The organism is Streptomyces sp. NPDC006691, assembly GCF_042869955.1.
GTDB lineage: Bacteria > Actinomycetota > Actinomycetes > Streptomycetales > Streptomycetaceae > Streptomyces.
This window is the reverse complement of sequence record NZ_JBIAGW010000006.1, coordinates 40908-67544: the sequence shown is the minus strand read 5'-3', so window position 1 is coordinate 67544 and position 26637 is coordinate 40908. Positions and strand designations below refer to the sequence as shown.

23 protein-coding genes are annotated in these 26637 nt (G+C 70.4%); 14 read left to right on the top strand and 9 right to left on the bottom strand.

The features are described from left to right. Window positions 1-113: 113 nt before the first annotated feature. Both ACFYNP_RS15825 and ACFYNP_RS15820 read right to left on the bottom strand, forming a co-directional pair. Complete coding sequence (locus ACFYNP_RS15825) at window positions 114-1508, bottom strand: amidase (RefSeq protein WP_388785876.1); 1395 nt, start codon at window positions 1506-1508, stop codon at window positions 114-116. Window positions 1509-1612: 104 nt separating this feature from the next. Then, a complete protein-coding gene (locus tag ACFYNP_RS15820) occupies window positions 1613-2602 on the bottom strand; it encodes a LysR family transcriptional regulator (RefSeq protein ID WP_388785874.1) in 990 nt (329 codons plus the stop codon). Between the two features lie 229 nt (window positions 2603-2831). Between ACFYNP_RS15820 and ACFYNP_RS15815 the strand changes: the two genes are divergently transcribed. Then, window positions 2832-4091 carry an MFS transporter gene (locus tag ACFYNP_RS15815; RefSeq protein ID WP_388785872.1) on the top strand — a complete coding sequence of 420 codons (1260 nt, stop codon included), beginning with the start codon at window positions 2832-2834 and terminating at the stop codon, window positions 4089-4091. 50 nt (window positions 4092-4141) lie between these two features. Here ACFYNP_RS15815 and ACFYNP_RS15810 read toward each other — a convergent pair whose 3' ends face one another. After that, complete coding sequence (locus tag ACFYNP_RS15810; protein ID WP_388785870.1) at window positions 4142-5140, bottom strand: alpha/beta fold hydrolase; 999 nt, start codon at window positions 5138-5140, stop codon at window positions 4142-4144. A gap of 277 nt (window positions 5141-5417) precedes the next feature. After that, the gene (locus tag ACFYNP_RS15805; RefSeq protein WP_388785868.1) at window positions 5418-5891 is read right to left on the bottom strand and encodes a hypothetical protein; all 474 of its coding nucleotides are present in this window, start codon (window positions 5889-5891) and stop codon (window positions 5418-5420) included. A gap of 881 nt (window positions 5892-6772) precedes the next feature. Between ACFYNP_RS15805 and ACFYNP_RS15800 the strand changes: the two genes are divergently transcribed. The 7 genes from ACFYNP_RS15800 to ACFYNP_RS15770 all read left to right on the top strand — a co-directional run bounded on the left by ACFYNP_RS15800 (window position 6773) and on the right by ACFYNP_RS15770 (window position 13643). Next, on the top strand, window positions 6773-7972 hold the full coding sequence (locus tag ACFYNP_RS15800) for an ATP-binding protein (RefSeq protein ID WP_388785866.1): 1200 nt from the start codon (window positions 6773-6775) through the stop codon (window positions 7970-7972). Then, window positions 7969-8367 (top strand): roadblock/LC7 domain-containing protein, encoded by a 399-nt coding sequence (locus tag ACFYNP_RS15795; RefSeq protein WP_388409264.1) that lies wholly within the window; start codon window positions 7969-7971, stop codon window positions 8365-8367. Before ACFYNP_RS15800 ends, ACFYNP_RS15795 begins: the two co-directional genes overlap by 4 nt. Continuing rightward, window positions 8364-8753, top strand: a complete 390-nt coding sequence (locus ACFYNP_RS15790; RefSeq protein ID WP_388409262.1) for a DUF742 domain-containing protein — start codon at window positions 8364-8366, stop codon at window positions 8751-8753. The genes ACFYNP_RS15795 and ACFYNP_RS15790 overlap by 4 nt, the downstream gene beginning before the upstream one ends. Beyond that, on the top strand, window positions 8728-9333 hold the full coding sequence (locus ACFYNP_RS15785) for an ATP/GTP-binding protein (protein ID WP_388409260.1): 606 nt from the start codon (window positions 8728-8730) through the stop codon (window positions 9331-9333). The genes ACFYNP_RS15790 and ACFYNP_RS15785 overlap by 26 nt, the downstream gene beginning before the upstream one ends. Beyond that, entirely contained in the window at window positions 9330-10676 is a 1347-nt protein-coding gene (locus ACFYNP_RS15780) for a cytochrome P450 (protein ID WP_388409258.1), read from the top strand. Before ACFYNP_RS15785 ends, ACFYNP_RS15780 begins: the two co-directional genes overlap by 4 nt. 352 nt (window positions 10677-11028) lie before the next feature. Then, a complete protein-coding gene (locus ACFYNP_RS15775) occupies window positions 11029-12297 on the top strand; it encodes a tryptophan dimethylallyltransferase family protein (RefSeq protein ID WP_388785864.1) in 1269 nt (422 codons plus the stop codon). Beyond that, entirely contained in the window at window positions 12270-13643 is a 1374-nt protein-coding gene (locus ACFYNP_RS15770; protein WP_388409253.1) for a tryptophanase, read from the top strand. The genes ACFYNP_RS15775 and ACFYNP_RS15770 overlap by 28 nt, the downstream gene beginning before the upstream one ends. Before the next feature lie 170 nt (window positions 13644-13813). Here the strand turns inward: ACFYNP_RS15770 and ACFYNP_RS15765 are convergent, their stop codons facing one another. Further along, window positions 13814-14737: a glutaminase gene (locus ACFYNP_RS15765; RefSeq protein ID WP_388786271.1), complete on the bottom strand. Its 924-nt coding sequence runs from the start codon at window positions 14735-14737 to the stop codon at window positions 13814-13816. A 111-nt stretch (window positions 14738-14848) separates the two neighbouring features. Next, entirely contained in the window at window positions 14849-16306 is a 1458-nt protein-coding gene (gene proP, locus ACFYNP_RS15760; RefSeq protein WP_376208644.1) for a glycine betaine/L-proline transporter ProP, read from the bottom strand. 548 nt (window positions 16307-16854) lie between these two features. On the opposite strand from proP, the gene ACFYNP_RS15755 reads away from it, so the two are divergent. Beyond that, a complete protein-coding gene (locus ACFYNP_RS15755; RefSeq protein ID WP_388785863.1) occupies window positions 16855-17757 on the top strand; it encodes an aminoglycoside phosphotransferase family protein in 903 nt (300 codons plus the stop codon). Window positions 17758-17827: 70 nt separating this feature from the next. Here ACFYNP_RS15755 and ACFYNP_RS15750 read toward each other — a convergent pair whose 3' ends face one another. Continuing rightward, entirely contained in the window at window positions 17828-19150 is a 1323-nt protein-coding gene (locus tag ACFYNP_RS15750) for an aldehyde dehydrogenase family protein (RefSeq protein ID WP_388785862.1), read from the bottom strand. Window positions 19151-19483: 333 nt separating this feature from the next. Between ACFYNP_RS15750 and ACFYNP_RS15745 the strand changes: the two genes are divergently transcribed. Continuing rightward, window positions 19484-19747 carry a DUF5133 domain-containing protein gene (locus ACFYNP_RS15745; RefSeq protein ID WP_388409246.1) on the top strand — a complete coding sequence of 88 codons (264 nt, stop codon included), beginning with the start codon at window positions 19484-19486 and terminating at the stop codon, window positions 19745-19747. Window positions 19748-19925: 178 nt separating this feature from the next. Here ACFYNP_RS15745 and ACFYNP_RS15740 read toward each other — a convergent pair whose 3' ends face one another. Beyond that, entirely contained in the window at window positions 19926-20945 is a 1020-nt protein-coding gene (locus ACFYNP_RS15740; protein ID WP_388786269.1) for an Lrp/AsnC family transcriptional regulator, read from the bottom strand. Between the two features lie 148 nt (window positions 20946-21093). On the opposite strand from ACFYNP_RS15740, the gene ACFYNP_RS15735 reads away from it, so the two are divergent. Continuing rightward, window positions 21094-22674: an MFS transporter gene (locus tag ACFYNP_RS15735; protein ID WP_388785860.1), complete on the top strand. Its 1581-nt coding sequence runs from the start codon at window positions 21094-21096 to the stop codon at window positions 22672-22674. A 109-nt stretch (window positions 22675-22783) separates the two neighbouring features. On the opposite strand, the gene ACFYNP_RS15730 is transcribed toward ACFYNP_RS15735, so the two are convergent. Further along, window positions 22784-23098 (bottom strand): hypothetical protein, encoded by a 315-nt coding sequence (locus ACFYNP_RS15730; protein WP_388409238.1) that lies wholly within the window; start codon window positions 23096-23098, stop codon window positions 22784-22786. A gap of 141 nt (window positions 23099-23239) precedes the next feature. Between ACFYNP_RS15730 and ACFYNP_RS15725 the strand changes: the two genes are divergently transcribed. The 3 genes from ACFYNP_RS15725 to ACFYNP_RS15715 all read left to right on the top strand — a co-directional run bounded on the left by ACFYNP_RS15725 (window position 23240) and on the right by ACFYNP_RS15715 (window position 26626). After that, complete coding sequence (locus tag ACFYNP_RS15725) at window positions 23240-23434, top strand: CsbD family protein (RefSeq protein ID WP_388409235.1); 195 nt, start codon at window positions 23240-23242, stop codon at window positions 23432-23434. A gap of 252 nt (window positions 23435-23686) precedes the next feature. Continuing rightward, entirely contained in the window at window positions 23687-24043 is a 357-nt protein-coding gene (locus ACFYNP_RS15720; protein WP_388409232.1) for a VOC family protein, read from the top strand. A gap of 198 nt (window positions 24044-24241) precedes the next feature. Continuing rightward, window positions 24242-26626 carry an ATP-binding cassette domain-containing protein gene (locus ACFYNP_RS15715; RefSeq protein WP_388785858.1) on the top strand — a complete coding sequence of 795 codons (2385 nt, stop codon included), beginning with the start codon at window positions 24242-24244 and terminating at the stop codon, window positions 26624-26626. Window positions 26627-26637 lie beyond the last annotated feature (11 nt).

Genomic DNA, 26637 nt, shown 5'->3' with positions numbered 1-26637 from the left:
TGGGGGAGTGGCTATTACCGACGGGTAACGCGAAGATGATCATGCCATGCCCGTGCGGCCCAGGTCATCCTCGGACTCCTCCAACTCGCTTGCCCGGCAAGGCTGTTGAAGGTTCACCTACGACGTGCGCCGGACGTTCCGAGGGGTGCCGTGCGCCGCCAGGGGTGCAGCTCCTCCAACTCGGCCGCCAGGTCCAGGAGTTGATGCTCCGAGCCGGGGCGTCCGACGAGCTGGACCGAACCCGGGAGCCCCGACGGCAGTGAGCCGAACGGCATCGCCAGCGCCGGGCGGCCGGAGAGGTTCCACGGCGGGGTCATCGGGGAGCAGGCGGTGTTGGCCAGCATGTTGGCCAGCCAGCCGCGCTCGTGCCAGGCGTCGGCCGCCGGCCCCGGCCGGGCGAGGGCCGGGGTGAGCAGGACGTCGTACTCCGCGAAGAACGGCTCCAGGCGTTCGTTCAGCGCCGCGCGGTGGTCCCCGCGCAGCATGCCGAGCCGTCCGGCCAGCCGCCCCACCTGGGCGTGGCGCCGGGTGCGCGGAGCGAGCAGGCGGGGGTCGAGCCCCTCGGCGTCCTGCGCGACCCCTGCGGTCCAGCGGGCGAGGACGACCGTGCCGAAGGACAGCGGGTAGGGCGGATGGGCGGTCACCACCCGGTGGCCCGCGCCCGAGAGGGTGCGCGCGGCCCGCCGGGCGAGCGCCGCATGGGCGGTCCCGACGCGCACTCCCGTGATCGGACTGCGCGCGGAACAGGCGATGTTGAGTCTGCGCGGGGCCTCCGCCGCGCTCCGGGCCGGGCCGCCCGAGCCGTCCGGCCCGACCGCCTCGTCGGCGAGCACCGAGAACATCAGCCGGGCGTCCGCGGCGGTCGTCGCCAGCGGGCCGTGCTCCGACATACCGAACCACCCGCCGCCGAGCTCGAAGGGGATGCGCCCGGTGCCCGGCTTGAGGCCGATGAGGCCGCAGTGCGCTGCGGGGATGCGCAGCGAGCCCATGCCGTCGTTGCCGAGCGCGATGGGCACGAGCCCGGCCGCCACCGCGGCCGCGCTGCCGCCGGACGAGCCGCCCGCCGTGCGGGTCGGGTCCCATGGGTTGCGAGCCGTGCCGTGCACCCCGTCCGTCGTGCCGAAGACGCACAGCTCGGGCACCTGGGTCAGGCCCACCACCACCGCGCCCGCCGCCCGCAGCCGGGCCACGGTCACATGGTCGGCGGTGGCCGGGGTGCTGGGGGTGGCCGCGGACCCGTTGCGGGTGCTCTCGCCGCGCACCGGAAGGTTGTCCTTGACGGCCACCGGCACGCCCGCGAGCGGGAGCCGGTCCAGATCCGTACGGCTGCCGACGGCGTCCGCCTCCGCGAGCGCGGCGGTGCCGCGCACCACGCGGAACGCCCCGACGCGGTCGTTCCCCTCGGCGATGCGGGCCAGGTGGTCGGCGACCATCTCCCGGGGCGTGACCTCCTTGCGGCGCACCGCCTCGGCTATCTCGACGGCGGTCCGGCCTGCCCACTGGGTCACGGTGGCTCCTCGTTGCTGGTGTGGTCACTAAGGCTGAGGAAGCCACTGTGTACGGTCGTACGCTCCGTGTCGATACCGCGATCTTCGAGACCGCTCACGACCGGTCAAGTCCGGTGGAACGACTCGCCGTCGGCGCCGAAGCGTTGTGCGGCCGTCGCCGCCCTGCGCCCCCAATTGGGAGTCCAGGAAAGGGAGTTGGTGGGTGTGGGACGGTCGGTGCGGCCGAGGTGGCGGCGCAGCGCGGCGAGTGAGGGATGCGGGTTGTCGCTGTGCCAGATCAGGGAGTGCGGGTAGACCGGAGTGGGATCGAGGAGGGGAATGCGCCGCAGACCCTGGTCGGCGGGCCAGGCGAACCGGGTCTGTTCGCCCACGAGGGTCGCCAGCACGGCGGAATCGGCGATGGTGTCAAGGAGCGGCTCGGTGCCGAAGTCGGGTCCTGTCGTCTCGATGGTGAGCCCGAAGGCCGCCGCGAGTGCGTCGTAGTACGCCGCCCACTCGGTTCCCGCGACGAGGCCGGGCATCCAGATCCGATGTCCGACGAGATCGGCGGGGGCGACCGCGCGGGCATGGGCCAGAGGGTGGCCCGGGCCGGTCAACAGCTGTACGGGCTCGTCGTGCACCCGGACGGTCTCGATCCCGTCGGGCAGTTCCCGCGCCGGCAGGGTGACCGCGCGGAAGGACGCGTCGATCGTGCCGGAGCGTACGGCGGCGAAGGCCGCGTCCGCGTCGAACAACGTCACCACGTCGAGTTCGGTCGTGGGGTGTGCGCGGTGGAAGCCGCGCAGCAGATCTGCGGGCGCGAGACGGCGGCCGATCACATCGACGCGCAGCGCGCGGTGACCGGGCCGCACCGAGGCCGCAGCCCGCTCCTCGGCCTGGAGCAGCGCACGGGCGTGCGGCAGGAAGGCCTGGCCGTCGATGGTCGGCCGGGCCCCGGACGCGGTGCGGGTCAACAGCCGCACCCCGAGGTCCCTCTCCAGCGTGGCGATGCGTTTGGAGACGGCCTGCTGGCTTATCGCGAGATCGGTGGCGGCCCGCTGGAACTGGCCCGTGTCCGCGACGGCCACGTAAGTGCGTACGGCGTTGAGATCCACGCCGGGGGATCCTAGGGCATCTCCGCCGAACGGGACCGAGTGCGTCGCATGCGGGCCCGGCCCGGCGGGCGGCCGGGCCGGGCCGGCTTGGTGCACAATGCCTGGTTGTGGCTCTCCGCCGGACCGGTTGTTTGACCTGCCCCGGTGCGGATCGCTTGGATCTCACGGGTCAACGTGGGGTTGTTCCACCGGGGCGGGTTGTGCGGGGCGGGTGAAAGGTGTGCTGGGCATGGCGGGCAGACGGAGGTCGCTGGGGCGGCAGTTCGGTTGGCTGTGGGCCGCGTACGGGGTGAGCACGGTCGGCACGATGCTGGCATTCGACGCTTTCCCCCTGATAGCCATCCTGGTCCTGCACGCCGGACCCGCCGCAGTGTCGGCGCTCGCCGCCGCGGGGCTCGCGGTCGGGACGGTGCTCGCGGTGCCGCTCGGCCCATGGGTCGAGTTCCGCCGCAAGCGACCGGTCATGGTCGCGATGGACCTGATCCGGTTCGCCGCCGTCCTCAGCATCCCCGTCGCCTTCGCGCTCGGACTGCTCGGCTTCGTCCAACTGGTCCTCGTCTCCGTCGTCGTCGGCGCGGCCGACATCGCCTTCCGGGCGGCCGGCGGGGCCCACCTCAAGGCGCTCGTCGCGCCCGAGGACCTGCTCGTCGCGAACGGACGGTTCGAGTCCACGTCCTGGACCGCCACCATGATCGGCCCACCGCTCGGCGGCTTCGCGATCGGCGCCTTCGGTCCGATGGCCACCGTGACCGCCGACGCGATCAGCTATCTGCTGTCCGCGCTGGGCATCCGGGCGATCGGCGGCAATGAGGCACCGCCGCCGGTGCGGACCGGCACGTCCGCACGGCTGCGGCGAGCCGATCTGCTCGAAGGGTGGCGGCACATCCTGACGCACCCCTCGCTGCGTCCCATGCTGTTCAACACGATCCTGGTCAACGGGCTGATCATGACGACGGCCCCGTTGCTCGCCACGCTCATGCTCGGCTCCCTCGGCTTCGCGCCCTGGCAGTACGGCCTCGCGTTCGGGGCCCCGTGCATCGGCGGTCTCATCGGCTCGCGCCTCGCGCGCCGGCTCGTCGCGCGATACGGGCAGCGCAGGATCCTGCTGGTCTCCGGAGCGCTCCGCGCGTGCTGGGTGCCCTGGCTCGCCTTCATCGGTCCCGGCGTCGGCGGGCTCGTGCTGGTCGCCACGGTCGAGCTGGGACTGATCACCTGCTGTGGGATCTTCAACCCGGTATTCGCCACCTACCGCCTGGAACAGACCGGCACGGACCGCGTGGCCCGCACCCTGTCGGCCTGGACGGTCACCGGCAAGGCGGCCATCGCGATCCTGACCGCCCTCGGAGGCGTCCTCGCCGGCCTGACCGGCCCGCGCACCGCGATCTTCGTCGCCGGCGTCCTCATGCTGGCCACCCCGCTCCTGCTGCCGAAGGCCGCCCGCACCCCGGGCACCGAGCCGGTGCCCGCCCCGGTCCCCAGCGGGGGCTGAGCACACCGGCACGGGGCCCGGAGGAAACCGGCGGCGACTCCGCTCCACCCTCAGTGACCCACGAACTCCCGCAGATCGCCGTTGAGTTGCTCGGCATGGGTCACGTACAGGCCGTGACCGGCGTTCTCGTACACCTTTAACGTGCTGCCGGGGACGAGGGCGGCGGCGCGGCGGCCGGTCAGGTCGATGGGCGCGGAGACATCACGGTCGCCATGGACGACCAGGGTCGGAACGTCGATCTTCCGTAGCTCGGGGGCCATCTCCAGCGTCACGAAGGTGGCGAGGACGGCGGTCGCGGCCCGGGCGGTCGCACCGTGACAGTCCTGGATCACCTTCCGCACATAGGCGGCCGAGACGTCATTGCCGGGCAGCCCCAGAGCGAAGTAGTCCTCGGCGCCGGAGGCGAAGAACTGGGCGCGGTCCTGGCGGAACGTCTCGTTGGCCGCCGCGATCGCCTCCGCCGGAACACCGTCCGGGTTCTCGTCGCCGCGTACGATGCCCGGCGCCATCCCACCGACCAGCGCGAGCCGCGCCACCCGGCCGCTGCCCTCCCGGGTCAGATACCGCACGGCCTCGGCGGTGCCGAGCGAGTGCCCGATCAGTGTGACGTCCCGCAGATCGAGGTGGTCCAGGAGCGCGCCCAGGTCGTCCGCGAGGGTGTCGAGGTCGAAACCGCCCCACACGTCCTCCGACCTGCCGTGGCCGCGCCGGTCGAACCCGACGCAGCGGTAGCCCTCGGCGGCGAGCGGGAGCATCTGGAACTCCCACATCCCGGTATCGAAATAAGCACTGTTGACGAAGACGAGGGCGGGCCCGTCGGCCGGTCCGTAGTCGATGAAGTGGAGCCGGGTCCCGTCGGTGGAAGTGCGGAAGTACGCCATGTCGATCTCCCCGTCCAGTGGTCTGACCGGCCGCGGCTGCGCGACCTGGACACACTGTGGCCCGGGGCGGGGGCGGGGCGCGATTACGTCCGGGGTAACGAAGCGGAGATCCAGCACCAGCTCGCCGAGCTCGTTCTCGCCCTCGCCGAGCAGGAACCTCGCCCACACCGAGCAGGAGGGGGAGAGGCTGCATCAGAAGCTCCACCGGATCACCCAGACCATCCAGCAACTCTGCGCCGGGCGACAGGCCTTCCGCTCTCACGCGCTGGTCACCAACCCTGACACGGTTGGTGACTACGAGCCCGTCACGGGGACCCGGGCCGCTCTCGCTGTCCGGATGCGTGATGTCCGCGACAAGCCGGCCGGAGAGGTCGCAGGCCCAGGCGCACGACACTGTCGCGGACGGCCGGGTTGACCACCCGCACCCGGCCGCGGCTGCTGGGCATCACTCTCCGTCCACTGCCTTCATATGCTCGGCGAGGACCGCCCGAACCTGCTCAAAGCCCCCCTCGGCGGGGATCACCCATTCGCTGTCGTCCCCGCCCTCCAGCGCCCGCTCGCTGCTGAAACGGACGAGATCAGGGCGAGGCGCGAGGCTGCTGCGCAGCCACAACGCGAAGTGCGCCGCCTCTGTGACCGTCGCACCCACCACGGTAATCACGGCGCTGTTCTCCACCGGAGTACTGGCGAAACCCTCCACCCATACCTGCGGCTGGATTTCGACATCGAAGTCCACAACAGAGTTCCCGCGGAGACTGCTGGTGCGGTACTTCGTCAACGCCCTGGGACCGGCCGCGGACAGTGCGCGCGCGAACCCGTCGACTGTCATCTGCCAGGCGCCGGCATCGTCAACGGGCGGGTAGAACATGAACATGGACCGCAGGTCGTCTGCCTCACTCAACTCTCGCTGCTCCCTCATGGCGCATACCTTCCCGTAGCAGTAACTCCGGACAGGGCCATCATGCTCTGTCAGTAACCCATCACCGCGTTACGGTTGTTCGTCACGATCTCCATCCCTCGGATCCGCGCATTGCGCGGATCCGGCATCGCGGCCTTGCGTGGGCGACACCGCCGAGCTGGTCACGGACGGGGACGACCGTGGCGACCGGCAACGTCGCGTTGCCGGACCATGCCCAGGAATACGTCCGCGTCCAGGGACATCACGACCGTCGCCGCCACACCCTCACCCCGCTGCTCCGCCGCGAATTGCTCCGCCGGCCACGACCCCCGAGGGGCGCTCGCCGGGAACCGCGCCAGCACCGTGTCCCGCTCCACCCCGTCACCACCCGGTGGCACCGCCAACGCGATGCAACCCATCCTTCCGCTCGATCACGCAGCCGAAGCATGTCCTGAGCCACAGCTCGCGTCGCTGTCCGTGGCCCGCTCCCGAATCGGCCATCTTGGGCCTGGGGAAAGCGTGTTGGTCGGATGGCACTCGCTCTGCGCCGTATCACTGCGTCAGTCCGCCGCAAGGCGAGATGCGCCGCAGAGCCGCGAGAGCCCAGGTGCCACCCGGCTGCGCGGCATGGTGCGGGCTCCGCCGCTGTGGGCCTCCACCTCGCGGGCACACCTTCCTTACTGACATGGACATGTGTTTCTCGCCAACGGTGCCACGACGAGGCGGACTTGAAGAGACTCATTTTCGTCCGGTGATACGCTCGCGTGCACATGCCACGTGAGCTTTCGTCTTGGCATGGCTACAGCCAGGGGGGCTCTCCGGGCGGTGACGTCTGCCCACAGCCGAGGGTCCGCTTGGGCAGATTTCGAGAGCTGGACTCCAGCCGCTCAACAGAGAGTCACATGACGAATTTTTGGCAGGATGCGACAGTCTGGGCGCTTGCCGTCTGCGTCGCTGTCGCCGCCACGGTAATCACTCGCCAGCGAAAAAGGATAAAGGCGCTACGTCGTCAAAAGCAGGACCTTCAGGGTGAGCTGACCGCATCGCAGGGCAGGGCCGCCACCCTCGACTCCACCGTCACCGAGCTGCGCAGCGGCTACGACGAGGTGGTCCGCCAGGCCAAGGAAGAGGCGGAGGAGGCCACGAACACCGTACTGAAATCGGCCATGCGGACGCTTCAGGGCCTCGCCGCGGAGCAGCAGCGGGCCATCTCCGGACTGCAGAAGAAGTACGGCGACTCGGCCGTGTTGCGGGACATGCTGGACATCGACCACATGAACTCGCAGTTCAACCGGCGTGCACAGTCCATTGCTGTGCTGTGCGGCGGCTGGCTCGGCCGGCAGCGGGAGGCCGCATCGGTCTATGACGTGATCCGCGGAGCGCAGGGCCGTATCCGGCACTACCAGCGCATCGAGATCGCCTCGCGGGTCGATGTCGCGGTGACCAGCCGTGCCGTCGAACCGATCGCGCTGACGGTGGCAGAGCTGCTCGACAACGCGACCAGCTACTCCGAGCCGTCCACCATGGTCGAGGTCGAGGTGCGGACGGTGCCCCGGGGCATCTGCATCGTGATCGACGACGCCGGTGTCGGCATGAGCGAGGAAGAACGGACGAACGCCACGGCTCTGCTGTCCAGCGGGTCCGCGGTGAGCGTTTCGGAGCTCGGCAACCCTCCCGCGTTCGGGTTCGCGGTGATCGGTGCCCTGTGTGCGCGGTTCGGGTTCACGGTCGCCATCGACAGCACCTCTCCGTACGGCGGCGTCCGCGCGGTGGTGATGGTGCCGAAGGAGTTGTTGACCGAGATGCCCGAGCCCAAGACGCCCAGTCACAGGCAAGAGGCCAATGCCGCTGCCGCGAGCCGCGGTTCGGCTCCTGCGGCGACGGAGGGCGGGCTGCCCCGGCGACGGAACAAGCGCGGCATGGCGCTCGTGCCGGACGGCGGCCGCGGGTCCGATGAAGCGCCGCCGGCCAGGTCGGCGGAGGCACGGGTGGCGGCCATGGGCGCGTTTCAGCGTGGCACTCTCCGGGGTCGAAGTGCGGAGGTACCGGCCGCCGAAGGTGATACCACTGCCGATTCACACGAAGGATTCGATGCCCCGTGAGCAACGACCTGTCCTGGATGCTTGAGGACGCGCTGCAGATTCCGCATGCCCTCCACGCGGTCCTGATTTCTGCCGACGGCCTCCAGATGTCCCGTACCGCGGAGATTGACAGGGGTGATGCCGACAAGGTGGCCGCCGCCGTCTCCGGCCTTCAGTCGCTCAGCCGGGCCGTCGGCTTCTTCTGCGGTGAGCACGGAGCGAACTGGCGCCAGACCCTCATCGAGTTCGACGGGGGCTGGGTGTTCCTGAACGCCGCGGGCGGCGGCAGCTACCTTGCCGTGGCGGCGTCGGCCGAGGTCGACATGCAGGACATCACATACCGGATGCAGCAGTTGGTCAGCCGGCTGGGCAAGGCGATGTCGACCGGCCTTCGCGGCGACGCGGTCACCTCATGACGGAACCCGGCCGTCCCGAGCCCGAGTTCGTGTCCGAGGCCGGAGAATTAGTCCGGCCCTACGTCATCACCCGTGGCCGTGACCTGCCCGACGAAGGCGAGTTCGCCCTCATCACTCTCGTTACGACGGCCACCGACGAGCAGCAGCGCCCCCAGCGGCTCTCGCCCGAGGAGCAGCAGATCCTGGAGATGTGCTCCAGTGGCTACCTCTCGGTCGCTGAGATCGCCGCGTACTCCCAGCTGCCGCTCGGCGTGGTCAAGGTGCTGCTCAGTTCCCTCGCCGAGGGGGGCTATCTCGTGACCCGGGCGCCGGTGCCCTCGGCCCGTCCCACCAACAAGGCCTTGCTCAAGGAGGTGCTCGATGGCCTCAAGGCTCTCACTGTCTGAGGATGCCTACGTGCCCGGCGGCGCACAGCAGACCGCAGTGAAAATCCTGGTCGTCGGGCATTTCGCCGTCGGCAAGACCACTCTGATCGGCTCGCTTTCCGAGATCACGCCGTTGTCCACCGAGGAGCGGATGACGACGCTCTCGGAGCACGTCGACGACCTCAAGGGCGTGCAGGGGAAGTCCACCACCACCGTGGCCCTGGACTTCGGCCGGCTGACGCTGAGCGAGCGCATCGTCCTGTATCTGTTCGGCTCCCCCGGACAGCAGCGCTTCGTGAGTCTGTGGGACGACACGGCCCGCGGAGCCCTGGGCGCCCTGGTCCTGGTGGACCCCGAGCGCCTGGCCGACTCCTTCGACGTCATGGATCTGGTCGAGAGCTACGGCCTCGATTTCGCCGTGGCCATCAATCACTTCGACGGCAGTACGGTCCACACCCCCGAGGAAGTCCGGGAAGCACTCGACCTGCTGCCCGACACCCCCGTCGTCACCATCGACGCACGCGACGAGAAGTCGTCCGTCGACGCCCTGATCACCTTGGTCCGCTATCTGCACGAGCGCGCCGACCTGGAGCACGTATGACAACCCCCTCTGTACCTCCGCCCGGCTGCCCCGCACACGGCAGCGGGCAGCGTATACCGCTGGACAGTGCGGAGTTCGCTGCCAATCCGCACGCGTACTACCGCTACATGCGCGAGCTCGGCCCCACCGCGCCGGTCACCATCGCCCCCGGCGTGGAGGCGACGCTGGTGACCGATTACAACGCGGCTCTGGAACTCCTTCAGGATTCGACGACCTTCCGCAAGGACTCACGCCGCTGGCGTGCACTGGCCGAGGGCTGCATCCGCCCCGACAGCCCGGTTCTTCCGCTGCTGGCCTACCGGCCGAACGCGATGTTCACCGACGGCGCCGAGCATGTACGGCTGCGGCAGGCCATCACCGACTCCTTCGCCCGCGTCAGCAACAAGCGGCTGAGCCGGATCGTCAGCCAGGCCGCCCAGTTCCTGATCAACCAGTTCAGCCCCCGCGGCAGCGCCGACCTGCTCCGCGACTACGCCCAGCAGCTCCCGCTGTACGTGTTCAACGAACTGTTCGGATGCCCGCCGGAGATCGGCGACCGGGTGCTGTTCGGCATCTCCGGCATGTTCGACGGAGTCAACGCCGAGGCGGCCAGCCAGGTCCTGCTCGGAGCGGTCGGCGAGCTGGTGGCGCTCAAGCGCGCCCAGCCGGGGGAGGACGTCACGTCCTACCTGATGCAGCATCCGGCGCAGCTGAACGACGAGGAGCTGGCGCACACGCTGGTGTTGCTCCTCGGTGCGGGCGGCGAGCCGGAGGGCAACCTGATCGGCAACGCCTTCTACACGATGCTGACCAACGAGGAGTTCGCGCGCCTGGGGCAGTTCGACAAGGCTGTGGACGACACCCTGTGGCGCAATGCGCCGATGTCCAACTATGCGCCCCACTACCCGGTGGTCGACACGGACGTGGCCGGCGACAAGGTGCGCGCCGGTGACCTGGTGCTGGTGTCCTTCGGCGCCGCCAACACGGCGCTCGCGGACCGCGGTGCCGACACCCGAGGCCACCTCGCCTGGAGCGCGGGGCCGCACGCCTGCCCGTCGAAAGAGCCGGCCAGGCTGATCGCCCTGACGGGCCTGGAGACGCTGTTCAACGCCCTGCCCGACGTTGAACTCGCCGTCCCCGCGGAGAGCCTCGCGTGGCGGCCCGGCCCCTTCAACCGGGCCCTGGCCTCCCTGCCCGTCCGGTTCAGCGCAGCCACCCCGCGCGCCGCGGCCGCACCGGAGCCGACGGCCGTGCCCCGCTACCAGGCACCCCCCGTCGCGGTCGCAACCGCTCCCGCGGCGACGCAGCCCACCGGCAGAGCGGGGCGCTGGAGCAGCTTCATGAAGTGGCTGACGGGCCAGTAGCCCAAACCCCCTGTGATGCATGTGACACAGGCAGTTGATATAGCCTGCATGAAAGATCAACTTCCTGGGTAGGACGGCGCGGAATGTCTGGAGTGACACAAGATGAAGGAGAGGCAGTGGACCTCGCAAGCATCTCCGCGCCCCCATTGGTGAGCGCCCGACCGGGCCCACAGTGCACCACCCCCAGCAGGCGGAACCCGTGCGGGGGCGGCGACCCCGACCATCCGAAGGACCGAATACCCGCTGCTCCCGGCGGCGGATCGGCCCTCGTCTCCTCCCTGGTCGGCGGAGCACGTCCCCGTACTTCCACACCGTCCGGACGCGGTACGCGCCACGACGTGCGAGGCACACGATGACCTCTCGCCCGGGCCCCGGCATACCGGCAACCGGCCCCGGTGAGACGACGCTCGGCGACCACGTACTCGGTCAACTGCGGCGCCTGGGCGCCACGGTGGGCTTGAGCGAGGCGGACACCGAGCTGTACGGGCAGGTCCTGATCAACTCCCTCGCGGGCGCCGCTGACCGGCCGCTGTCCCTGCCGCCGGCCTCGCCCGCCTTCCTCTCCGATGACCACACCCCCGTCGAGTTCTCCCTCGCCGGCGCTCCGGACGCCGCCCCGGCCCTGCGCGTGCTCGTGGAGCCAGGGTGGGCCCACAACGACATGGTCGACAGCGGCCGGGCCGGGCTTGCGGACATCCGCGCCATGGGCGCCCGCTGGGGCTTCGGCACCGACCAACTCGACGCCCTCGCCGACCTGTTCTTCCCCGCTGGAGCCCAGGGCCCCCTGGCCCTGTGGTACGCGCTCGATCTGCGCGCCGGAGGGGTCCCAGGGGTCAAGGTCTACCTGAACCCCTCCGCCTCCGGCCCGGAAAACGCGGCCCGCACCGTGCACGAGGCACTGCGGCGGCTCGGCTACGGCCAGGCCTTCGAGCAACTGCCCCCGGCGGCCGGCTATCCGTTCCTCGCTCTGGACCTGGGCGCCTGGAAGTCCCCCCGCGTCAAGGTCTACGTGAGACACCCGCGCATGTCAGCGGATGACGCCTGCGCGCTCGGCCGTACCTTAGGAGCCACGGCTGGAGCCACGACGGCCGACATCCGCTACTTCTTCCACGCGGCCGCGGGCTCCCTCGCGCCCTCCGAGCGCGGCGGAAACGACACTCCGCGACTGGTGCGGCGGCCGGCACTCACCTGCCACTCCTTCACCGGGGGCGACAGCACCCCGAGCGGCTTCACGCTCCACATTCCCGTTCGCGACTACGTGCGCGATGACGAAGAGGCCCTCGCCCGCGCCACAGCCCTGCTGACCCGGGCCCGCCTGGACCCCACCGTCCTGAACCGGAGTCTGGGGGCGCTCACCCGGCGAGCCCTCGCCGACGGCGTGGGGCTGATCGCCTACCTCGCCCTGGTGTACGAGCGCAACCGGCCGCCCCGGCTCACCGCCTATCTGAGTTCCGAGGCCTACCGCGTCCGGCCGCCGCAGGAGCAGTACCCGCGGGGCACCTGGATGCCGGCGCAACGCACCCAGAGCGTCCTGGACCCCGGGCACCAGGCCGTCGGCCACGTCAGCCCGCACACCGCACAGAAGGAAGTCACGTGGAGCCCTACCGCATCAAGGTCGTAGAACCTCTTGCCTTCACCACCCGGGAGGAGCGCGAGGCCGCGCTCAAGCGGGTCGCCTACAACCCCTTCGATCTGCGGGCCGACGAAGTCACCATCGACCTGTTGAGCGACTCCGGGACCGGTGCCATCTCCGCAGACCAGCTCGCCGCGGGAATGCGGGGCGACGAGTCCTACGCCGGCAGCCGCTCCTTCTACCGGTGGCACGAGGTCGTCTCCGAACTCACCGGCTACCCCCACATCCTGCCGGCCCACCAAGGCCGCGCGGCCGAGCGCATCCTCTTCTCCTCGCTGCTGCGGCCCGGTACGAGTGTGCTGTCCAACACGCACTTCGACACCACCCGCGCCAACGTCGAACTGACGGGCTGCACGGCGTACGACCTGCCCTGTGCCGAGGCGAAGGACCTCGACAGCGACTTTCCGTTCAAGGGCAACATCGACCTGATCGCCCTCGAACAGGCCCTGGAGAACGCGGACCGGACGCCCGTTGCGGCCGTGCTGATGACCATCACCAACAACGGTGGCGGGGGCCAGCCCGTCAGCATGGACAATCTGCACCGCACCGCCGAACTGTGCCGCCGTCACAACGTGCCGATGATCCTCGACGCGGCCCGGTTCGCGGAGAACGCCTGGCTGGTGACCCAGCGCGAACCCGGATACGCCGACCGCACTCCGCGCCAGGTCGCCGAGGAGGCCTTCCGCCTCGCCGACGGCTGCGTCATGAGCGCGAAGAAGGACGGGATCGTCCACATCGGCGGCTTCATCGGCCTGAAGGACGCCGAACTCGCCGAGCGGTGCGGGGGCCTGCTCATCGCCACCGAAGGATTCACCACCTACGGCGGTCTGTCCGGGCGTGACCTCGACATGATGGCCCGGGGCCTCCTCGAAGTGACCGAGCCGGCCTACCTCGCCGAGCGTGCCGACATAGCCGCCTATCTCGCCGCACGCATCCGCGAGGCCGGTGTCGACATCGTGGAACCCGCCGGTCTGCACGCCCTCTACGTCAACGCCGGGCGTCTCCTGCCGCACATCCCCCCGCACCAGTACCCCGGCACCGCACTGGTCTGCGAGCTCTACCTGCGCGGAGGCATCCGCTCGGCCGAGCTGGGGTCGCTGTACCTCGGTGAAGAGGACGAGCACGGCAACCCCGTCAAGACGGCGCCCTACGAACTGGTACGGCTGGCTCTTCCCCGACGGGTCTACACGCGCAGCCACTACGACCACGTCGCCGCCACCCTGGCAGACATCGCGAAGAACCCTGAGTCGGTCCGTGGCTACCGGGTCACGGGCCAGTCCCCGATCCTCCGGCACTTCAGCATCAAGCTGGAGCCCGTGAAGACCGGCGACTGATCTCAAGAGCCTGGAACAGTGCGGATCTCCATGACCTCACTGGCGCCCGCCCGGTGTTGCCCAGGCCGCCCGCTCGGCTCCTCCGGGAGCCGAGCGGAGAGCCGAGCCAGAAGCCGCCCCTGCGGAGCCAGGGCTCAACGTGCGCGCAGGGCACGATCCCTGACGGGGGGTCAGAAAATGGAAAGGCCGGTCAGGGTGGTGAAGCGGTCCAGGGCTGCCACGCCCGCCACCGAGTTGCCCCGCTCGTCGAGACCGGGGCTCCAGACGCAGAGGGTGCAGCGGCCGGGGACCACGGCGATGATGCCGCCGCCGACCCCGCTCTTGCCGGGCAGGCCCACACGATGGGCGAAGTCGCCTGCCGCGTCGTAGGTGCCGCAGGTCAGCATGACCGCGTTGATCTGCTTGGCCCGGCTGCGGGACAGCAGGGCGGAACCGTCGGCCAGTATCCCGTGCCGGGCAAGGAAGCCGGAGGCCCGAGCGAGGTCCGCGCAGGACGCCTCCAGGGCGCACTGGCGGATGTACTGGTCGAGGAGTTCGGGGACCGGCGTGGAGATGTTGCCGTACGAGGCCATGAAGTGGGCGAGCGCGGCGTTGCGGTCGCCGTGGGCGGCCTCGGAGGCGCGGACCTGCTCGTTGTAACCGAGGCGCGGGTTGCCGGACTCGGTGCGCAGGAAGGTACGCAGGGTGCCGGCCGCGTCTCCGGTCAGGGACTGGAGACGGTCGGTGACGACGAGGGCACCCGCGTTGATGAACGGGTTGCGGGGGATTCCGGCCTCGTACTCCAGCTGCACCAGGGAGTTGAAGGGGTTGCCCGAGGGCTCACGGCCCACGTGCTCCCACAGTTCCTCGCCCTCCCGCGCGAGACACAGCGCGAGAGTGAAGACCTTGGTGATGGACTGCGTGGAGAAGGGCTGCTGCCAGTCGCCGACCCCGTACACCGTGCCGTCGAGCTCGGCGACCGCCATCCCGAAGCGCTGTGGGTCGGCCGAGGCGAGGACGGGGATGTAGTCGGCCGGGCGGCCACGGCCCGGGGTGGCCGCGATCTCGGTGGCGATGCGGTCCAGGACCGACTGGAAGGACGAGGACACGCTCAGCTTGCTCCGGATTCCTGCGGCACAGCACGACTGACTCACCCTACGGCAGAGGCCGCACCCCGCCGTGCAGGCGATCAGTGGGGTGCGGCCTCTCTACGGTGTCGTACGCTGTCAGGCGCGCGAGGCGGCGACGAGTTCCGCCGCCTCCTCGGCCGTGGCGACCGAGGGCGGGGAGCCCTCCAGCGGCTTGCGGGCCGTCTCCGTCATGGCGAGCGCGGCGATCAGGCCGACGAGGCCCGCCAGCATCGTGTAGAACGCCGGCATCAGGTCGTTGCCCGTGGCCCCGATCAGACCCTGGACCACCAGCGGCGTCGTGCCGCCGAACAGGGACACCGAGATGTTGAACCCGATGGAGAGCGAGCCGTAGCGGATCGCCGTGGGGAAGAGGGCGGGCAGCGCCGAGGACATGGTGCCCATGTAGCAGACCAGCGCGAGGCCGAGGGCGAGCAGACCGGTGAACACCGCGACGGTGCTGCCCTGCTTGATGAGCAGGAAGCTGGGCACCGCGAGCACGATGAAGCCGATGGAGCCGCCGATGAGGACCGGCTTGCGGCCGACCCGGTCGGAGAGGCGGCCGACCGAATTGATGATCGCCATCAGCACGATCATCACGATCACGATGGACATCAGGCCGGTGGTCTCGTTGAAGCCCTGCGTCGAGAGGTACGTCGGCATGTACGAGAGCAGCATGTAGTCGGTGATGTTGAACGCGGCCACCAGCGCCAGGCACAACAGCATCGCGCGGCCGTTGCCGAAGAGGATGCGCTTGAGCGGCAGCTTCTCCCGCTCCCGGTCGGACGAGCCGTTCTCCTCCAGCTTCTTGAAGGCCGGCGACTCGTCGAGCTTCAGCCGGAGGTAGAGGCCGACAAGACCGAGCGGACCCGCCACCAGGAACGGGATCCGCCAGCCCCACTGCTGCATCGCGTCGTCGCTCAGGAACACGGTGAGGGCGGTCACGAGCGAGGCGGCCACGGTGTAGCCGATCAGGGTGCCGAACTCCAGGAAGGAACCCCAGAACCCGCGGCGCTTGTCCGGCGCGTACTCCGCGATGAACGTGGCCGCGCCGCCGTACTCGCCGCCGGTCGAGAAGCCCTGGACCATGCGGCACAGGATCAGCAGTACCGGCGCCCAGATGCCGATGGTGGCGTAGCTGGGGATCAGGCCGATCGACAGGGTCGCCGCGGCCATCATGATCATGGTCAGGGCGAGGATCTTCTTCCGGCCGACCCGGTCGCCGAGCGGCCCGAAGAACATGCCGCCGAGCGGCCGGACCAGGAAGGCGGCGGCGAACGTCGCAAGCGACGCGATGACCTGCATGGTGTCGCCGGCGCCGGAGAAGAAGACCTTGCCGATGACGACGGCGAGATAGGAGTAGACACCGAAGTCGAACCACTCCATGGCGTTGCCGAGGGCCGTGGCCTTGACGGCGCGCTTGACCGCGGCCTCGTCGGTCACGGTGATGTCCGAGCGGCGCAGTGCTGGGTTACGCCTGCGGTGGACCGCCCGGAACAGGGAACGGTGCCGGGTGACTGCCTCAGGCTCTGGCTGTTGATCCTCGGTGCTCAGCACGCAACGTCTCTCTCGCTCGACAACAGAAGGGTGCGCCCTACATGGAACTCCCTCCGGGCGGCGCGGTCTCACGGTGAAAGTCCTTGATCGCCGGACCAAAGCCCGCACTGAGGGCAGGACTTTGGTCCTCAACGTGACATAAGGGACCCGCGTGAGGTGAGGGAGGGGGAGGTGGGAGATCCGACGGCTCAGCCGTCGACGACGTCCTTGACGGCGTTCTCGGCGTTGCCGTGTGTCCGTGGGGCCCGATCGTCGCTCGTCATGGGCTGCCTCCACCTGCGGTTGATCATGTTTTCCGACACCAGTACGCCTGGCCGCTTCTGCGCATCTCAAACCACGGAAACGCGAAAGAGGCCTCTGACCGGCGGGTTCGCGGACCGTCACTCGTTCCGCGCGGTGCTGTGGGGCGAGCCGCGATGTCTCGAACGACCCGCTCGGGTACGGCAGTTGGGCGCGGCCGGGCGGACCGGGCTTGTGGACCGCCATCGGGTTCGGGCCGACCGTAATCGTTTGACGGCCTCGGGCGCACCGCGATGGGATGGTGCCCCATGAGCGCCGAGCAGCTTCACATCGGTCAGTACTTCCTGGACGACGACCTCGTGCGACGGCTGATCGCCGAGCAGTTCCCGCAGTGGGCCGGACTCGCGGTGGAGCGGTTCGCCTCCGGGGGCACGGTCAACGCCATGTATCGCCTGGGTGATGACATGGTCGTACGGCTGCCTCTGGTGGCGGGTGGGGCCGGGGACGTGCTGCGCGAGCGCGAGTGGCTGCCCCGCCTCGCGCCCCTGCTGCCCGTCGCCATCCCCGAGGTGCTCGGCGCGGGGGAGCCCGCGCAGGGGTACCCGGCGCCGTGGTCGGTGTACCGGTGGCGGTCCGGCGGGAATCCGGAGGCCGGTGCACTGCGGGAGCCCGTCGGGCTGGCCCGGGACCTCGCCGCGTTCGTCGCGGTGATGCGCGGCGTCACGCTGCCCGGCCCCCCAACGGCCCACCGGGGAGGGCCACTTGGCTCTCTGGACGAGGAGACCCGCAAGGCGCTCGCGCTGCTGCGTGACCTCCCGCAGGAGGACGTCGACTGCGCTGCCGCCGAGGCGGTGTGGGAGGACGGGCTGCTGGTTCGGGACCTGGACGGGCCGCCCGTATGGCTGCACGCCGACCTCATGCCGGGCAACCTGCTGGTGGACGGTGGCCGGCTCGCCGCGGTGATCGACTTCGGGTGTGCGGGCGTGGGCGATCCGGCCTGTGACCTCTTCCCCGCCTGGAACTTGCTGCCGGCCGTGGGACGCGAGGTCTTCCGTTCGGCGCTCGGCGTGGACGACGCGACGTGGCGCCGGGGCCGCGCCCGGACGCTCTCTCAGGCGCTGATCGCGCTGCCGTACTACCGCACCACGAACCCGGCGATGGCGCGGAATGCCCGCCATGTGATCCGCGAGGTCCTGGGGGAGTGCGCCTGAAGGGTCAACTGCACGCGTGGGAAAGGCAGTTGGCCCTCCAGGTGAGGTCACTCCTCAGGAGGGGGGCGGATCAGCCGAGGGGCTTGCTCAGCACGGCCTTGCGGTGGCTGAACGTCTCGATCGAGTAGCGGCCGTGGTAGTTGCCCATCCCGCTCTCGCCGACCCCGCCGAACGGCAGGTCGGAGACGGTCAGATGGGCCAGCGGCAGGCCGAAGCCGAGGCCGCCGGACGACGTCTCGGCGGCCAGCCGCTCGCGGGTGCGGTCCGACTCCGTGAAGGCGTACAGGGCGAGGGGCTTGTCGCGGTCGTTGATGAACCCGATGGCCTCGTCCAGGTCCGCCACCGTGACGACGGGCAGCACCGGACCGAAGATCTCCTCCCGCATGACCGGCGACTTGGGGTCGACGTCGGCGAGTACGGTCGGCGCGATGTACTTGGTGGCCCGGTCGGTGGCGCCACCGGTCACCGTCCGGCCGGAATCGAGCAGGGTCGCGAGCCGGTCGAAGTGCCGCTCGTTGACGATGCGGCCGAACTCGCGCGAGCTCTGCGGATCGGCGCCGAACAGCGCCTCGACCGCGCGGGCGAACTCGGGCTCCAGGGCGCGGGCGGTCTCCGGGTCGGTCAGGACGTAGTCCGGGGCGACACAGGTCTGTCCGGCGTTGAGGAACTTGCCGCGCACCAGGCGGTCCGCGACGACGGCCAGGTCGGTACCACGATCGACGAACGCCGGTGATTTGCCGCCCAGTTCGAGGGTGACCGGGGTGAGGTGTTCGGCGGCGGCCCGCATCACGATGCGGCCGACCGTGCCGTTGCCGGTGTAGAAGATGTGGTCGAAGCGCTCCGCGAGGAGGGCGGTGGTCTCGGGTACGGCACCTTCGACGACGGCGACCGCGTCGGTGTCGAGGTACCGCGGCAGCAGGCGGGCCAGCGCCGAGGAGGTGGCGGGCGCCATCTCGCTGGGCTTGACGACCACGGCGTTGCCCGAGGCCAGCGCCCCCAGCAGCGGGGTCAGGAGCAGCTGGACCGGGTAGTTCCACGGCGCGATGACGAGGACCACGCCCAGCGGGTCGTACCGCGTGTGGGCCGTCGCATCCGCGCCGAGGTGGGCCGGGACGGGGGCGGGCTCCGGGCGCAGCCAGTCGGCCAGGTGCTCCAGGGTGTGGTCGATCTCGCGGATCGTGAAGTCGATCTCGGTACGGAAGGCTTCGGTGGAGCTCTTGCCGAGGTCGGCGTGGAGGGCCTCCGCCAGGTCCGCACCATGGGTGGTGAGCATCTCGCGCAGCCGGCGCAGTTGGGTGGTGCGCCAGGAGAGGGGCTGGGTGCGGCCGGAGCGGAAGGTGGCGCGCAGCCGCGCGACGGTGTCGGCGGGCTGCTCGGGGGTGCGGTCGTTCACGATGCCTCGCTGTCAGTGCCGGCCTGACCGGTGGTGCCCGGCAGGTCGATCCGATTCGGTCGATGTATATGCCAACCATTGAGATCGCCCACTGAATTCCGCGCCCACGAAACTACTTTGCGTGACGCACCCAGCACGGCTGGGTCCTCAGGGGTGCGGAGGCGCCGTCGCGCATCGCAGCCTCCGACCATCGTGACGCAGTGTGATGCTTCGGGGTGCGGATGGTGAGGTGAGGGGTGACGATGAGAGGCGCTTCAGGGCCGAGCCGCCTGCGGATGGCGACGCGAGCGCCCGGCGGGGCGTCGACGCCGCCACGCCCCCGTCCTTCGTTCGATGCCGGAGCCCACGATGCTGCTGCCCCACTGCCATGTTGTCCACGAACTGCTGTCCCTGCTGCGCAGCAGGGAACGCCGGGTCGCCCGCGCGCCGCTGGACTCCGGCGCGCTCCAGGCGCGGGACGACGCCGCGTACACGCTGTGCGTGCTGATGGGGGAGCGTTCGATGGCCGCAGCCGTGGAAGCCGCCGAGCGCTATCTCGTACGTTGCCGGCGCGCGATGCTGCCCGCCGTCGGGGCCGCTCCCGACCGGGCGCACTGACGCGGGAGCTCCGGGTCCGGAGCATCCGGGTCGGGGGCATCCGGGTCCGGTGTGCGCGGGCCGCGCACGGATTCGGGGGGCTCGGAGCCAGGCTGCTCGGGCCTGGTGCGCCGGCTCGGCGTGACCGGGCACGGCGTACTCGAATTCGGGTGGCTCGGGCCCGGGTGGCTTGGTCGGTTCAGGCTCGGGCGGGGAGGTAGGGGCCGGGTCCCTTGAGAGTGCGGTGGATGGGCACGGTCGCCGTGTGGCGCAGGCCCGGCAGGGCGGCAACCGACTCGGTGAGGTAGCGGTAGAAGAGCTGCGCGGTCGCCACGTCGATGCTCGCGTAGAGGGTGGCCGTGCCCGTGACGGCGGCCGCGAAGGAGACCTCCGGGTGTGCCGCGATCGCCGCTCCGGCCTCCGCCAGCCGGGACGGGTCGACCTCCAGCCACAGGGCCGCCCTGAACCTCCGGTGCAGGACGCCCGGGTGGTACTCGACATCGAAGTAGAGGACCCCGGCGGTTCGGAGTTCCGTGATGCGGCGGCGCACGGTCGACACGGAGAGCCCCGTCGCGGCGGCCAGTTCCGCGGGTGCGGCCCGGCCGTCCCTGGCCAGGAGGTCGAGCAGTCGCCGGTCGCTCTCGTCGAGCGCCACCGGCGGGGTGTCGGCCGTCGCCCGCTCGGGCTGGACGGACGGGGTGAGTTGCTCGACCTGCGCCGCCGTCAGTGGCCCGCTCTTGTTGATCGTGCCGAGGTCCTGACCGAAGAAGACGTGCAGCAGACAGTGCGCCGATACGTCCACCACCTGCGGGGTGCGCGGCAGCTTCTGCAGAAGCAGCGACTCCTCGGTCCCGGGGCCCCGCGTACGTACCGAGCAGGAGATCTCGGTGCCGCCCGAACTGAGGTTCACCCAGCTGGTGTCCGGGCGCCGGGCGAGGACCTCCCCGATGGAAGCGGCGGCGTCGGGCGTGCAGCGCACCCGGACGATCCACGGGGAGTCGCCGACGCGCTGCGGGTCAGTCAGGCCGAGGACCCGGAGCTTCCCGGCGGATTGCAGTCGCGACCAACGCCGCGCGGCCGTCTGGTCGGACACCCCGAGGGCATCCGCGATCTCCCGGAACGACGCCCGCCCATTGATCTGCAAGGCATGCGCAAGGCTGAGGTCCTCCTCCGACAGTTCGCGGTCCGCACGGTTCAAGGTGTCGAGATACGTCTTCATGAAGCCCATGGTGTCGGATTCACGCATCACCTGGGCGCTGGCTCATGAAAATCGGCCCGGACGTTCAACACTCATTCCCGGGACCGGCGCCGACCGTAAGCGCCTTTCGGGTCCCGACAGCACTTTCGATTCGATCGGAGAACCTGACATGCGCAAGTGGTGGCCCCTGACGGCGGTCTGCCTCGGCGCCTTCATCCTGCTGGTGGACGTGACCATCGTGAACGTCGCACTCCCCAGCATGGCTGACGACCTCGACGCCTCCTTCTCATCGCTTCAGTGGGTGATCGACGGGTACGCGCTGGCCCTGGCCGCCCTGCTCCTGGCCTCCGGCTCCCTCGCGGACCGTTTCGGCCACCGGCGCTTCTACGTCTACGGCCTGGCCGTCTTCGCCGCGGCCTCCCTCGTCTGCGGCCTGGCGCCCGACGTGGGCGTGCTGATCGCGGCCCGCGTGGTGCAGGGCGTCGGCGGCGCGGCCATGTTCGCCACCACGCCCGCCCTTCTGCTCGGCTCGTACCAGGGCCGGGACCGGGGCACCGCCTTCGGTGTGTGGGGCGCGGCCAACGGCGCGGCCGCCGCCGCGGGACCGCTCCTCGGCGGCCTGCTCACCGAACACATCAGCTGGCCCACGATCTTCTGGGTCAACCTGCCCATCGCCGCGGTCGCCATCACCCTGACACTGCGTGTGGTGCGTCCCGACCGCCCCCGCGCCTCGTCCGGCCAGGGCGGGCCCGCCCGGATCGACATTCCCGGCGCGGCCGCCTTCACCATCGCCGCGGGCAGCCTGACGTACGGGCTCATCCGCGGTGGCGAGTCCGGCTGGACGGACGCCGTGACCCTCGCGACGTTCGCCGTCACCGTGCTCGCGCTGCTCGCCTTCGTGGTGGTCGAGCACCGCACCGCGCGGCTCGGCGGTTCCCCGATGCTGGACCTGGCGCTGCTGCGCCGCCCCTCCTTCGCTGGCCTGATGAGCGGCGCGCTGCTGCTCCAGGGCAGCGCCTTCGGGTGCCTGGTCCTGCTCTCGCTGTGGCTCCAGTCGGTCGTCGGCCTCAGCCCGGTCGGCGCGGGCCTGGCCCTGACGCCGCTGGCCGCCGCGTCCTTCGTCGTGGCCGTGTTCGCCGGGCGCCACATCCAGCGGCTCGCCCCCCGTCTGCCGATCGGCGGCGGCCTGCTGCTCGTCGCGGCGGGGATGCTGTTGCTGCGGGCGGCCATGACCGCCGACGCCGGGCGCACGTCCCTCATAGGGGGGCTGGTGGTCACCGGCATCGGCGTCGGTCTGGCCACGCCCATGCTGGTCTCGGCGGCCACCTCCACCGTGCCGCCCCAGCGGGCGGGTATGGCGGGCGGCGCCGTCAACACCTTCCGCCAGCTCGGCATGACCTTGGCCATCGCCGTACTCGGCGCGGTTTTCACCGGCCGCACGGCGGCCACCCTCGCCGGCACCGTGCCGGACGCAGACAGGGGCGCCGACGCGCTGGCCGCCGGTCAGGCACAGCGCCTGGTGGAGGCGGCTCCGGCCGGGCACCACGACGCGGCGCGGCACCTCGTCCACCAGGCCTTCGCCACCGGTCTCGACCGTGTCTTCCTGTGCTCGGCGGTGGCGGCGGCCCTCGGTGGTCTGATCGTCCTGGTACTCGTACGGCCGTCGAGCCGGGCCGCTCCTGGACCTCACGGCGGCGATACGGCACAGGCGCCGCAGCCTCGGAAGGAATCCGTCGGGTCGGGGGTCTGATCGGGAACCCGATGGGGATGTTCGGGGGCGATCGGGGGGCCGAGCCGACCGAGCCGGAGCCGCATCCCGCGGGAGGAGCGGGATGCGGCGGGTCAACAGGCCTGCTGGATCAGGGAGTTCGGGGTGCCACGAACACGATGACGGAGGCGACCTGCTCCCGCTTGGGGTGGGTCTCGGCCCCGCCGAGTCCGTAGTGGGTCTCCACCCGCTGGACGACGAGGGGGTGCCCCGTGATCCAGAGCGTGACGGCCTGGCCGACGGCGGGAATGGGCAACGGGCCCTCGAACATGGCGAGTTCGACCGCCTCGGCGCCCTCCGTCCGGTGGACGAAGGTCATGATCTGGCGGGTGCGCGCGAAGTCCTGCTCGAAGTCGACCTTGTCACGGGCGGCGAGGGTGGCGGTGATGGCGTCGGGAAGGCTCATGGCGCCATCATCCCGTGCCGTCGGCCCGGCCCGTGCCGCCGGGGGAGCGATGTGCCGGACGAGGGACACTCGCCGGGCGGTATGTGCGCATCTGTCCTAGGTTGGGTGACGTCAGTGATCCCGACCACGTAGGAGTTCGCCGTGGGCGACAGCGCCATGGACAAGATCAAGGGCAAGGCCAAGGAAGCCGCGGGCAAGGCCACCGGCAACGACCGCATGGCCGCCGAGGGCAAGACCGACCAGGCCAAGGGCAAGGCCAAGGACGCGATGCGCAACATGAAGGAGCGTGGCGAGGGAGTCAGGGACTCACTGAGCGACAAGCGCGACGACTCCTGAGCCGTCGCGGACAAGCCCCCGGCCGTTCTCGGCCGGGGGCTTCGCCGTGCGTCCGGGCCGTCCGGGAACGTACGGACCGAGGCCCCCGCGACCCCTCGCCCCGCCCCGTCCGGCGCAGCTCGCGCCAACCGATCAGGAACGGAGAAGCGCGGCCACCGGGCCGGAGCTAGCGTGATCAGCACCTCGGTTTCCCGGGTCTCGACCCGGCACCGAGTGCGAACCGGGCACCAGCCCACGACTACAGGAGTGACCATGACCACCGGCTCCGCCACCCAGGGAATCAAGACCGTGCTGCACCCCGTGACCGACCTCGCGGCGGCCAAGGCGGTCTACACCGCGCTGCTCGGCGTCACGCCGACGAGCGACGAGCCGTACTACGTCGGCTACGAGGCCGAGGGCCAGCAGATCGGCCTGGTGCCGGGCGGCGCCGACCGGGGCATGACCGGGCCGGTTGCGTACTGGCACGTGCCGGACATCGAGGCGAAGCTCGCCGAGGTGACCGCCGCCGGCGCCAAGGTCAAGGAGCCCGCGAACGACGTGGGCGGCGGCCGTCTGGTGGCCACGTTCACCGACCCCGACGGCAATGTGCTCGGGCTGATCCAGGGCTGACCGGGGGACCAACCGGTGCCGGCCGGCGGGCTCGCCCCGTCCCGGCCGGCCCCCGTCGGTACCGGGGCGGGCGAGCATTGCCGCAGCCGCCCCCACGAAGTAGAACCGTACGTACTGCTCGCAGGCGGGCAGGTCGAACAGGCGATACGGGCAGGGCCCATGAGGCGGACCGCCCGACGGATGGAGAACGCGATCAGCATGGCCAAGAGGACGGACCCGCAGCCGCCCGCGCCGCACGCTGCCGACAGCCACGACATGATCCGGGTGCACGGCGCGCGCGTGAACAATCTCAAGGACGTCAGCATCGAGATCCCCAAGCGCCGCCTCACGGTGTTCACGGGCGTCTCCGGCTCGGGCAAGAGCTCACTGGTGTTCAACACGATCGCAGCGGAGTCGCAGCGCCTGATCAACGAGACGTACAGCGCCTTCGTCCAGGGCTTCATGCCGACGCTCGGCCGCCCCGAAGTCGATGTGCTGGACGGGCTCACCACCGCGATCACCGTCGACCAGCAGCGCATGGGCGGTGACCCGCGGTCCACCGTCGGCACCGCCACCGACGTCAACGCCATGCTGCGCATCCTGTTCAGCAGGCTCGGCAAGCCGCACATCGGCTCGCCCAAGGCGTTCTCCTTCAACGTGGCCTCCATCAGCGGGGCCGGCGCGGTCACCGTGCGGCGCGGCGGGCAGGAGGTCAAGGAGCGGCGCAGCTTCAGCATCACCGGCGGCATGTGCCCGCGCTGCGAGGGCCGGGGCTCGGTCACCGACATCGACCTGACGCAGCTCTACGACGACAGCAAATCCCTCAACGAGGGCGCGTTCACCATCCCCGGCTACACCGGCGGCGGCTGGAACTCCCGCCTCTACATCGAGTCGGGCTTCTTCGACCCGGACAAGCCGATCCGCAAGTTCACCAAGAAGGAACTCCAGGACCTGCTCCACCGCGAGCCGACCCGCATGAAGATCGCGGGCATCAACATGACGTACGAGGGGCTCATCCCGCGCGTCACGAAGTCGATGCTGTCCAAGGACACCGACTCGATGCAGCCGCACATCCGGGCCTTCGTGGAGCGCGCGGTCACCTTCACCACCTGCCCCGACTGCGACGGAACCCGGCTCAACGAGGGCGCGCGCTCCTCGAAGATCAAGCGGAAGAACATCGCCGATCTGTGTGCCATGGAGATCAGGGACCTGGCCGCATGGGTCCGCACCCTGAAGGAACCCTCGGTGGCGCCGCTCCTCACCTCGCTTGTGGAGACCCTCGACTCGTTCGTGGAGATCGGCCTCGGCTACCTCTCGCTGGACCGGCCGGCCGGCACGCTGTCGGGCGGCGAGGCCCAGCGGGTCAAGATGATCCGCCACCTCGGCTCCTCGCTCACCGATGTCACCTACGTCTTCGACGAGCCCACCATCGGGTTGCACCCGCACGACATCCAGCGCATGAACGACCTGCTGCTCAGGCTGCGGGACAAGGGCAACACGGTGCTCGTCGTCGAGCACAAGCCGGAGACGATCGTGGTCGCCGATCACGTCGTCGACCTCGGGCCGGGCGCGGGAGCGGGCGGCGGCACGGTCTGCTTCGAGGGCACGGTCGCCGAGCTGCGGGCCAGTGACACCATCACCGGCCGCCACTTCGACGACCGCGCGGAGGTCAAGGACGAGGTGCGCGAGCCCACGGGCACGCTGAAGATCCGCGGCGCCAAGGCGCACAACCTCCGCGACGTCGATGTCGACATCCCGCTCGGCGTCCTCACCGTGGTCACCGGCGTCGCCGGCTCCGGCAAGAGCTCGCTCGTGCACGGCTCCATCCCCGCGGGCGAGGGCGTCGTGTCGGTCGACCAGGGCGCGATCCGGGGCTCGCGGCGCAGCAACCCGGCTACCTACACGGGTCTGCTCGATCCGATCCGCAAGGCGTTCGCCAAGGCCAACGACGTGAAGCCGGCCCTGTTCAGCGCCAACTCCGAAGGCGCCTGCCCCACTTGCAACGGCGCGGGCGTCGTCTACACGGACCTCGCGATGATGGCCGGGGTCGCCACCACGTGCGAGGAGTGCGACGGCAAGCGGTTCGAGGCATCGGTCCTCGACTACCACTTCGGAGGCCGTGACATCAGCGAGGTGCTCGCGATGTCGGTGACCGAGGCGACGGAGTTCTTCGGCTCGGGCGAGGCGGCGACACCCGCCGCGCACCGCATCCTCACCCGCCTCACCGACGTGGGCCTCGGATACCTCAGCCTCGGTCAGCCCCTCACCACACTGTCCGGCGGCGAGCGACAGCGGTTGAAGCTGGCCACACACATGGGGGAGAAGGGTGGGGTCTACGTCCTCGACGAGCCCACGGCCGGGCTGCACCTCGCCGACGTCGAGCAGCTCCTGGGGCTGCTCGACCGGCTGGTGGACTCCGGCAAGTCGGTCATCGTGGTCGAGCACCACCAGGCCGTGATGGCCCATGCGGACTGGATCATCGACCTGGGCCCCGGGGCCGGCCACGACGGCGGCCGGATCGTCTTCGAGGGCACCCCCGCCGACCTGATCGCCACCCGTCCCACCCTGACCGGAGAACACCTCGCACAGTACGTCGTCGGCTGAGGGCGCCCGGG

Bases quoted from the DNA above. Each gene is read 5' to 3' on its own strand.
- ACFYNP_RS15815 (WP_388785872.1), top strand. From the start codon at position 2,832: ATGGCGGGCAGACGGAGGTCGCTGGGGCGGCAGTTCGGTTGGCTGTGG.
- ACFYNP_RS15805 (WP_388785868.1), bottom strand. From the start codon at position 5,891: ATGAGGGAGCAGCGAGAGTTGAGTGAGGCAGACGACCTGCGGTCCATG.
- ACFYNP_RS15800 (WP_388785866.1), top strand. From the start codon at position 6,773: ATGACGAATTTTTGGCAGGATGCGACAGTCTGGGCGCTTGCCGTCTGC.
- ACFYNP_RS15790 (WP_388409262.1), top strand. From the start codon at position 8,364: ATGACGGAACCCGGCCGTCCCGAGCCCGAGTTCGTGTCCGAGGCCGGA.
- ACFYNP_RS15785 (WP_388409260.1), top strand. From the start codon at position 8,728: ATGGCCTCAAGGCTCTCACTGTCTGAGGATGCCTACGTGCCCGGCGGC.
- ACFYNP_RS15780 (WP_388409258.1), top strand. From the start codon at position 9,330: ATGACAACCCCCTCTGTACCTCCGCCCGGCTGCCCCGCACACGGCAGC.
- ACFYNP_RS15775 (WP_388785864.1), top strand. From the start codon at position 11,029: ATGACCTCTCGCCCGGGCCCCGGCATACCGGCAACCGGCCCCGGTGAG.
- ACFYNP_RS15755 (WP_388785863.1), top strand. From the start codon at position 16,855: ATGAGCGCCGAGCAGCTTCACATCGGTCAGTACTTCCTGGACGACGAC.
- ACFYNP_RS15745 (WP_388409246.1), top strand. From the start codon at position 19,484: ATGCCGGAGCCCACGATGCTGCTGCCCCACTGCCATGTTGTCCACGAA.
- ACFYNP_RS15740 (WP_388786269.1), bottom strand. From the start codon at position 20,945: ATGAAGACGTATCTCGACACCTTGAACCGTGCGGACCGCGAACTGTCG.
- ACFYNP_RS15735 (WP_388785860.1), top strand. From the start codon at position 21,094: ATGCGCAAGTGGTGGCCCCTGACGGCGGTCTGCCTCGGCGCCTTCATC.
- ACFYNP_RS15730 (WP_388409238.1), bottom strand. From the start codon at position 23,098: ATGAGCCTTCCCGACGCCATCACCGCCACCCTCGCCGCCCGTGACAAG.
- ACFYNP_RS15720 (WP_388409232.1), top strand. From the start codon at position 23,687: ATGACCACCGGCTCCGCCACCCAGGGAATCAAGACCGTGCTGCACCCC.
- ACFYNP_RS15715 (WP_388785858.1), top strand. From the start codon at position 24,242: ATGGCCAAGAGGACGGACCCGCAGCCGCCCGCGCCGCACGCTGCCGAC.